Raw genomic sequence first — 9074 nt, 5'->3', positions numbered from 1 at the left:
TGCTACCGCCCACGCTGATAACGAACACCAGGTTCAGGTAATGGGCGCCGACTTCGAAATCGGAATATCCGAAGGCCTTGAGCGCGGCGATTTGTTCGCGTTGCTGGGTGATGATTCGGGAGACTGCGATGTTGAGCAGAAACGCGGCAACGCCCAAAAAGATCGCCGGTGCCATCACCGCCATGCCGCGAAGCTGTGACAATTCGTCGGACAAATACCGGTGCGACAATTGCTCGTCGCGGTCGTACGCGCCGACGCTGCCATAGGGTTTGAGCAAGCGATCCAGTTCATCGATCACGCGCGCCGTCTCGTGACCGAGTGCCAAACGGACGGTAACGCTGTTGAAGGCGCCGGTCATGTCGAAGGCGGCTTCCAAGTCCCGGCGGCCGATCCAGAAAATGCCGAACCGTTTGTCGTCCGGCAAAACGCTGCCCGGTTGAACTTGGATGACGTATTCCGGCGACAACGCGATCCCGACGATCTTCATCGATTGGGTCTTGCCATTGATGATCGCACGCACCTGGTCACCGGGCACAAATCCGTGCGCCGCGGCAAACACCTCCGAAACCACGACTTCGCCACTTTGCAACGGCTCGATCATGCGACCACGGCGGATGTAGACTTGATTCAACTCGCTTTGGCCGCGGTCGGGCACGCTGATCAATCGAGCGGTGGCCGGCTCGGACATGCCGACCACATCCAACAGGACGTCGTAGACCAAGCGGGTTTCAATGGCCGCGACTCCCTCGATGTCGCGCAGTCGCGGCAACAGCGCGTCGGGCGCCCGGTGTGTCGAGGTAAAGACGTCCGCAAACCGATAGTCGCGGTAGAAAGCGTCCTTGGTCGCCGTCAACGAACGATAGGCGCACATCGACATCACGAAGGTGGCGACGCCGGCGGCAATGACCAACACGATCGCCGCCGCTTGCCCACGCAATTGATACAGGTCTCGGAGCAGCTTGCGGTCCAGCTTTCGCATCGCTCACCACCTCAGGTCCTGCGCCGCGACCTTGGTCGAGTTGGTTTCGATGCCGGCGATGTGACCGTCGGACAACAGGATCACCCGGTCGGCCATTTTGGCGATCTCCGCGTTGTGTGTGATGACCGCGGTGGTGGTCCCCAACTGTCGATTGATCTGCCCGATCGCTTGCAACACCACGATCCCCGTCTGCACGTCCAACGCGCCGGTCGGTTCGTCACACAGCAACACGTTCGGATTCTTTGCGATCGCCCGAGCAATCGCGACGCGCTGCTGTTCTCCCCCGGAAAGCTGAGCGGGAAAGTGGTCGGCGCGGGGCTTTAACCCCACCAGATCCAACGCATCCATTGCGTCCATCGGCGACGTGGCGATCTCGGTGATCAATTCAACGTTTTCACGAGCCGTCAAACTGGGAATCAGGTTGTAAAACTGAAACACAAAACCGACGTTGTCGCGGCGATAACGCGTCAGCTCGGAGGCATCACTGGCGGTCAGTTCGTGATCCAGGTAATGAACCGTTCCTGACGTGGGCGAGTCCAAACCGCCCAGGATATTCAGCAGCGTCGACTTTCCGCTGCCCGACGCCCCCAGCAGCACGACGAGTTCGCCTTCGTAAAGCTCAAGGCTGACCCCGCGCAGCGCGTGCACTTGCACTTCGCCCATCTGATAGATCTTGGCGATATCGACGGCGTGAAACACGCTGGTTTTACCGGCTTGGACCTTTGATGCGTTCATAGTCTGTGTCAAAGGCCGCGTTTTGATTGAGAAATGCTGCCGCCCGGAAAAGTATCCTAACCTGCAAAGTCGTCATAACCGATTCAGTCGATACGCGCCGGGCACGCATGCCATTGACGGCGTCATTGCGATCGAGCCGAAAATGGACACGCCTTTTTATAGCGGATAAGCCAATGGGGAATCGACACGGATCGTTCGGCCGTCATCAACCAGCCGACAGCGAGGTGAAAAGACTGCCCCGCTCTTGCGGCGCTGCCACCACCGGTCGTTTCATGCTGTTGTGGATCGCGGTCTCGTTTTTGACCGGGTGGTTTTTGACCGCGACGTGTGCGATCGCGCAGCCCGCTCCTACGCACGGTGGTGCAGAACCAGCGGACTGGGAGGCGGACGTCGAGTTGGATCCGGTGACGGCCATCGCACCGGCCATCGCACCGGCCATCGCACCGGTCAGCGCACCGGTCAGCCAGCGATGGTCGACCGCAGAGCCATCCGCGTCCCGGCACTGGTTGCGGCTCAACGGCAGATTGACCCAGCAGATGCTCGATTTCCAGAACCGACAGACGGACAAAGAACGGCATCTGCTGCATCACCGCAGGCAATTCGGATCGACGTCGCCCGCCGTGGTCGTCGGTGGCCAGGCACGACTTTCGTTTCTGGCGGCGACGACCAACACAGAAAACAAGTTTCCTTACCTGGGCCGATTTCCGACGGATTTCAGCGGCAAAACAGCCACCGATGCGCGGATGCTGCAAGCCAACGCGCACGCGACCGCCTATGTTGCGCCCACGGTCAGTGTCCACGGCGAACTGTTGTTTTCCGATGTCTTCAGCTTCGGTGATTTCAAACAGGGCAGTCTGCAAGTCAGACAGGCGTATGCTTTGATCGGTGATCTGGACGTTTCGCCGTTCTACTTCTATCTCGGCAAGAAAAACGTCGGCTTCGGCGATTTCAGCACGCTCAGCCCGTTCACCCAGGCCGTCACTTGGCACTATTTCGCCGCGTTGGCAGAAGGCGTCGGCATCGGATACCACGATCAACGCTGGGACCTGACCGCGGCGGCAATCAACGGTGGCCGCGGAATCCGTCTGAATGATTCCCCCGAACGCGGCAAACTGAACAACCTGGCGGCCAACGCGACTTGGCATACCGGAGACTCCTCCACACACTCGGTCCAACTGGGCGTCGGATTCCTACTCGGAACCATCTATGACGGTTTCACTGCCGAGCATTTGGATGCGAACCAATTCGGGTCCGATTACAACAGCGGATGGAACGTCAACGGCCGTATCGACAAGGGCCGATTGTCCTTGGCGGGAGAATTTGTTTCGACCACCCATCCCTGGCCGGTCACCGGAACATTGGTCAGCGCCTATCGAACCGAAGCCGCCTATTGGATCGATCGGGACACCTGCCCGCAGTACGTCAGTGTCAGCTGGAGTGCGGGTGACCAGGGCTCCGATGGCTCAGAATTTGAATTCAATCGCCAGTTGGTGATCGGCTATTTCCGCCACCTGAACGGCTATTGCAGCGTGTCGGCTGAATACGTCCGCAGTTCGGGCTTTGCCCCGCTGATCGACATCACAACCGTTAGCGATCGGGATGTGGTGCAAGATAGTCTGGTGCTGGGCATGACGTTGGTCATTTAGTAACCAACGGAAAACGAACGTCGGGTCCCACTCATTTTCCGTCCATCGCTTTGACCGATCTGGCCAAAGCATTCTGAGCGGTAACGCACACCATTTCGCGAAGTGTGCGTCACCGGCCAAACGCCGGGTCAGAAAGCACGACATCACGGTTGGCACAACGCTTGCGATTGTGCTTGGTCTGTTACGGTTCGAGGTCTTTCCCCAATCGAAATCGATCGATGATCAAGTCATTCAAAACTGCGTTGGGCGTGCTTTTTTTGTCGGCGCTAGTTGGATGCACGCCGAATCCAAAGTCCGGCTGGGGGTTCACGTTGCCCGAAGGCGACGCCGAACGTGGTAAGGCAACGTTTGTGGCGTTGCAGTGCAACGCGTGTCACACGGTGGACGGAGTGGAGTTGGACGCCAGCGTGTCCGAAGACGTGACGAGGGTCGCGCTGGGTGGCAAAAAGGGATACGTGGTGACCTACGGAGACCTCGTGACGTCCATCATCAACCCGTCCCACCGCTTCGCACTCGGTTACAAATCCGACGAGATCCAAGAGGGCGAGGTTTCCAAGATGCGGTCGTACAATGACGAAATGACGGTGACGCAATTGGCGGATCTGGTCACGTTCTTGCAACAGCATTACGAAGTGGAGATCTACGTGCCGACGCCCTTCGTGCCTTATTATTAACCACTGAAGTACGGCTTTGGACGCTACTGGTTTCGTTGCTGGGACCTCAGATAGATGTCGCGGCATTCGTCTTCGCGGCCTCGAATGATTCGGCATCCGTGTAGTTTCCCGAACTGGGACGTGATCACCGTCCAGCGGCCGTGCTGTTGGTCATCGTCACGGTAGATCACCACCCAATCCTTCGTCGTATTCAATTCGTGCGCGCGTGCCGAGTTGGAATACAAGGCGGTGTAGTGGCGGTCGTCACGCTGGGTGTGCAAGATCGGCAACCAGGCAACCCCGCCGGGATTGAATTTCGTGGGCGCGACCTTGGGCAGTTTGTCTTCTTCTGCCTTGCGACGGTACTCGGCATCGACGTCCAAGATCTCGGCAACCGGAATCGAACGATCTGTCTGCGGATACAAGGGCGTCATCGGACTGGGGTTTCGCCGCAACCGTTCAGCCAGCACCTCTTGAATCGCGGCGGCCCGTTTCCGACCAATCCCGGGGACCTGACCGAGTTTGCCGTGGATCGCCGCGCTGTACAGCTCGGGAAGTGTTTCCACGTGCAGCGCGTCATAGATTCGATGGGCCAGTTCGGGACCGATCGTGGGCAACGTCGTAAAGATCCTTTCCGCGGTCGCCTCACCACGCAACCGATCCAGCAGCGGGACTCGACCGGTTCTCAGATACTGGTCGATCAGACTCGCGATCGATTGCCCGACCGTCTCGATTCGAATCAAGCCCTCGATCCCATGCTTCTGGTCAATCCATCGCACGGGGGTTTGAAGGTTCAACAACGTGCCGGCCGCCTTGCGGTAGGCCGACACACGAAATTCGCTGGCGTGTTGCGATTCCAGCAAACTGGCGATCTCGCCGAGATGATTTGCGATCCGCCTGTTTTCGTCCAACCCGACGCGTCGCCGCTCGGCAGGATCGTCGACGGACGAAACGGACGAATTTGAGGATGGAGACTCCGCATTATCCATGACACACCGCCTGCAGTTCCGTGGTCCTAGGATCGTCACCAGAAAACACCGTCGGGTCGGCTTGATTATACACCAGCAGACTTCGTGCCGTTGGGCGCGACACCACCGCTGATCGGACGCTAACCGCGGCGGCGATCACGCCAGGCGTCGCGACCAAGAATGGTTCATCCAGTTACCGGCGCACCGGAAACAGACGCCCCACCCTGTTCTGGTACGCCTGGTAGCCGTCAAACCGCTCGCGCATCGATTGCTCCTCGTGCGCAGATTTGGCGTACAGGACGACGAGCAGTGCGACCCAACTGACCACCCGCCACCACACCAGCGGGGTCAACAGCAACGCAGCGGTAAACCACAGCAATCCCGCGTACATCGGGTGACGCACGATCGCGTACGGCCCGTCAGTGAGCAACTCTGTCTGCTCGGTCGCCGCCGGGTGGATCCGAATCTTCCGCCAACCCACTTTCGCCCACGCCCAAACCGCCAAGCCGATCCCCGGCGCGGCGATCATCAACGCCACGACGGGCAGCGGCGACCAGCGGGCCGACAAAACGAGCACCGCGGCGAGCAGAAACTGCGCGACAATCAGGATCCAAAGCAATCGAACGGTCTCGTGGACGGAGTGTGCGAAAATGGCCAATCCGCGACAAACGCGCGACAATGTTGCACGATGTGACGGTCAATCGCGACACGGCGGACTTGGCACAGAAGATGCATTCTGCAAATTCCTAGCGTCGTGTCAAAGCGTTCGAAAAGCGTGGAACCGAGCACGCTGGTCTTCAAAACCCAAGGCAGAACGATGAGTCGAATCGATTGGAAGGACTCTCCGCACGAAAAGGTTTTTTGGATTTCGGTGATCGTGATCGCCATCATGTCGCTGTTGATCTTCGCAAAAACGGTGGCTGGAACGCTCACCGCGATGCTTTAACGTCTCAACGCTCCGGCAAGGACAGGTTGAATGCGGACTTTGATTCTTTTTGCGACTGACGAAGGCCAAACCGAAAAAATCGCCTGTCGCATCTCCGAACGATTAGCCGCGCAAGGCATTGCATCGGACCGGCACAACATTGCTGTCGGACCCAATCGGCCGATCGCGCTGGATGCCTACGACGCGGTCATCGTCGGCTCCCCGATTCACTACTCCCACTACGACGTCCGCCTGGCGGAGTATCTCAAACAGTTTCGTGACATCTTGCACGAAATGCCTTCGGCGTTTTTTTCGGTCAGCCTGGGCATCCTCAGCAACGACGAAAGTGAACAGGATGAGATTCGAAAGATCACCGAAGCCTATTTGCACGAGACGGATTGGAACCCCTTGTTGACGACACATTTCGCCGGCGCGTTGACCTATTCCAAGTACAACTGGCTGAAACGCAAACTGGTGCAGTTGGTCGTTAAGAAAGGGGGCGGTCCGACCGACACGCGTTTTGATTATGAGTTCACCAATTGGAAGCAGGTCGACCTGTTTGTCGAACAGTTTGTAGAGTTCATTCAGCGTTGCAAACAGCCCGACGACGAGTACGCGCAGCGAACGCTGTATTCCAAACCGACGCGACGTTACTCCGTCGCCAACCTTCGCGCCAAAGCTGAAGAGTCAGCCTGAGCCTGTGACGATTGGAAGCACGCCATTGGTATGCGTCGTGCACCGAGAGTGTGTGTGGAGAGGGGCTACCGATTTCCAACACGCATCATGGGCCGATCAACCATGGCTTTCCGAATTGCGCTACTGAGCTGTCTGTTCTGGTCGTCCGCATCGCTGACCTGGATACGCGCCGACGACCCTCCGCCCGACCAAGCAACGTATCAAATTCGCCTCGATGTGTTTGTCCGCAGCGATCGCGAATCCGCCGATGCGGTTCAGGAGTATTGCGATCAATTGAAGCAGCGAATCAACGGGCTGGACATTCGTCTTCATGATGTGCTGCATGACAAAACACAACTGATTCGCCTGTACGAACTGTCCAAACAAGCGGGCCGAGAGAAACCGTTGCTGCCGGCATTTTACGCCTGCGACCGGATGTATTTTGGATTCGACGATGCCAGGCGAACCGGCCCGGAGATCGAACAGCTTTTCACCGCCAACCTCTACACTCGGACGACCTGCCCCAAGTGCGGCAAACTAAAAGCGTTTCTGCCAACCCTGCAACAACGGTGGCCGGCGATTCGTTTCGTGATCCATGATGTCGATCGATCCGCGACGGCCAGGACAGAGTGGGAAACGCTGTGTCGCAAAGCCGGCAGCCCGCCGGGGTTGCCGACGATTGACTTTGCCAGACGCATCTTGATCGGTTACCAGGGCGACGAAAGCACGGGCGCCCAACTGGAGCAATTGATCAGGGAGGTGTCCGGGATGGAACGGCCAGAACCCTTGAGCCGTCGGCGACCAAGTGGCGCCAGCTTCCAACTTGGCGGTGGCACCGATCGCAAGCTGGAAGCCTACGCCACTGTCTTGCCGACGGCGTTGCTGGTTGCTCAAGCGACGCAGCAGGAGGATAACGCCGTCGAGATCCCGATGGATTTGTTGGAGCTTCCCGAGGAAGCCACGCCGTCGCAGTCCGGTGAAAGCGAAACGCCGATAGAAGTGGTCACGAGCGATACGATCGATGTTCCGATGCTGGGTCCGGTCAGCGCTTCGAAGTTAGGCATGCCCGTGTTCACTTTGGCGATCGGGCTGGTGGACGGATTCAACCCCTGCGCCATGTGGGTGTTGGTCTTTTTACTATCGGTGTTGGTCAACATCAAAGACCGCCGCAAGATCCTGCTGATCGCGGGGACGTTCGTCTTCATCAGCGGGCTGGCCTACTTCGCGTTCATGGCGGCCTGGCTGAACATTTTCCTGCTGATCGGAATCGCCAGACCGGTGCAACTTGCGTTGGGATTCCTGGCACTGTTCATCGGCGTGATCAACGTCAAAGACTTTTTTGCGTTCAAAAAAGGTCTTTCGTTTTCGATTCCCGAATCGAGCAAACCGGGGTTGTACCGACGCGTCCGCGAGATCGTCAGCGCCAAGTATTTGACGGTGGCCTTGACCGGCGCGGTGGTTTTGGCGGTGATCGTCAACATGATCGAACTGTTGTGCACGGCCGGGCTGCCGGCTCTGTACACTCAAGTGCTGACGATCCAGGACTACCCCGCCTGGAAGAACTACGCGTTTCTATCGCTGTATATCCTGGCCTACATGCTGGACGATACGCTGTTGGTCGCGGTGGTCGTCGTGACGCTTTCGCACCGCAAACTGCAAGAGCGCGAGGGGAGGTGGCTGAAACTGCTCAGCGGGGCCGTCATTCTGGTGCTCGGATTGGTGATGATCCTCCGTCCGTCGTGGTTGCAACTTGGTTCATAACCTCAACGCGCGGCAACCCAAAACCGCGTATCTCAAAGTCGCGGAAGATTGGGCCAGCAGCATCGAATCGACGAAAAAAAGCCGATTTGCGATCTCTCGCAAATCGGCTTGTGATGGAGGCGGAGGGAATTGAACCCTCGTCCCGCGATGCGTCCACGACGGCGTCTACGTGTGTAGTCCTGCGGTTATGAGCCGAAACTCGCTTCGCTTACCACGGCGTTGCTGGACAAACTACGTGGCTCGCTAGCTCGAATCTTGTTTAACCCGCCGCGTCTCGAGCAGGACGGCGGGCGATCCAGAATTGTGACGGACTTTCAGGCGACTCTGGCAGCCCCCATCAGTCCGGGCAGCCTGTAATTAGGCAGCCAATTGGAGATTTTCATCTGCAATTAAAAATTGTGATCAGCTTTTTACGTGGCCAACTGATCAACCACGACACGCGACCATACGCTTCCAATCATCCGGTCGAATCCAAGTCGCCCCCCTGACTGGTCGGTGCCCGCGACGGACCGCAAACTCTGCGACTCGCCGGCGAGTATCGATGCGTCGGAAGTGACACAAAATCACCTCCTCGGTTCACCCTATCCTAACGTGCCGCGTGATTCAGGCAAGCGTTTGGCAGAATCATGGGTGGCAGAATGATGCTCCGGGGAAGGGTTCTGACCGCTCGAGGGACTCGTTGAGAATTTTATTTTCTTTCTCGGCGCCGACGCCGTAACATCGTCGTGATGG

9 protein-coding genes and 1 other RNA gene are annotated in these 9074 nt (G+C 58.0%); 5 read left to right on the top strand and 5 right to left on the bottom strand.

Features of this window, described 5'->3' with window-relative positions:
* Both ABX749_RS11785 and ABX749_RS11780 read right to left on the bottom strand, forming a co-directional pair.
* Positions 1–979: ABC transporter permease (locus ABX749_RS11785; RefSeq protein WP_372896152.1), on the bottom strand; the 979-nt coding region annotated here is incomplete at its 3' end.
* 3 nt (positions 980–982) lie between these two features.
* Positions 983–1714, bottom strand: a complete 732-nt coding sequence (locus ABX749_RS11780) for an ABC transporter ATP-binding protein (protein WP_372896151.1) — start codon at positions 1712–1714, stop codon at positions 983–985.
* A gap of 272 nt (positions 1715–1986) precedes the next feature.
* On the opposite strand from ABX749_RS11780, the gene ABX749_RS11775 reads away from it, so the two are divergent.
* Positions 1987–3360 carry a hypothetical protein gene (locus ABX749_RS11775; protein WP_372896150.1) on the top strand — a complete coding sequence of 458 codons (1374 nt, stop codon included), beginning with the start codon at positions 1987–1989 and terminating at the stop codon, positions 3358–3360.
* Positions 3361–3578: 218 nt separating this feature from the next.
* Positions 3579–4034, top strand: a complete 456-nt coding sequence (locus ABX749_RS11770) for a c-type cytochrome (protein ID WP_372896149.1) — start codon at positions 3579–3581, stop codon at positions 4032–4034.
* Between the two features lie 23 nt (positions 4035–4057).
* Here ABX749_RS11770 and ABX749_RS11765 read toward each other — a convergent pair whose 3' ends face one another.
* Both ABX749_RS11765 and ABX749_RS11760 read right to left on the bottom strand, forming a co-directional pair.
* The gene (locus ABX749_RS11765; RefSeq protein WP_372896148.1) at positions 4058–5002 is read right to left on the bottom strand and encodes a helix-hairpin-helix domain-containing protein; all 945 of its coding nucleotides are present in this window, start codon (positions 5000–5002) and stop codon (positions 4058–4060) included.
* A gap of 172 nt (positions 5003–5174) precedes the next feature.
* Complete coding sequence (locus ABX749_RS11760) at positions 5175–5600, bottom strand: isoprenylcysteine carboxylmethyltransferase family protein (RefSeq protein ID WP_372896147.1); 426 nt, start codon at positions 5598–5600, stop codon at positions 5175–5177.
* Positions 5601–5735: 135 nt separating this feature from the next.
* Here ABX749_RS11760 and ABX749_RS11755 point away from each other — a divergent pair, with 135 nt between their 5' ends.
* The 3 genes from ABX749_RS11755 to ABX749_RS11745 all read left to right on the top strand — a co-directional run bounded on the left by ABX749_RS11755 (position 5736) and on the right by ABX749_RS11745 (position 8342).
* On the top strand, positions 5736–5927 hold the full coding sequence (locus ABX749_RS11755; RefSeq protein WP_372896146.1) for a hypothetical protein: 192 nt from the start codon (positions 5736–5738) through the stop codon (positions 5925–5927).
* Between the two features lie 30 nt (positions 5928–5957).
* Positions 5958–6602: a menaquinone-dependent protoporphyrinogen IX dehydrogenase gene (gene hemG, locus ABX749_RS11750; protein ID WP_372896145.1), complete on the top strand. Its 645-nt coding sequence runs from the start codon at positions 5958–5960 to the stop codon at positions 6600–6602.
* 102 nt (positions 6603–6704) lie between these two features.
* Entirely contained in the window at positions 6705–8342 is a 1638-nt protein-coding gene (locus ABX749_RS11745; protein ID WP_372896144.1) for a glutaredoxin family protein, read from the top strand.
* A gap of 111 nt (positions 8343–8453) precedes the next feature.
* On the opposite strand, the gene ssrA is transcribed toward ABX749_RS11745, so the two are convergent.
* Positions 8454–8826, bottom strand: a transfer-messenger RNA (tmRNA) gene (gene ssrA, locus ABX749_RS11740).
* Positions 8827–9074 lie beyond the last annotated feature (248 nt).

It is taken from the genome of Stieleria sp. (assembly GCF_041595215.1).
In the GTDB taxonomy this organism is placed as follows: Bacteria; Planctomycetota; Planctomycetia; order Pirellulales; family Pirellulaceae; genus Stieleria; species Stieleria magnilauensis.
The sequence above is the reverse complement of the archived record's forward strand: the minus strand, read 5'-3'. Positions and strand labels throughout refer to the sequence as shown.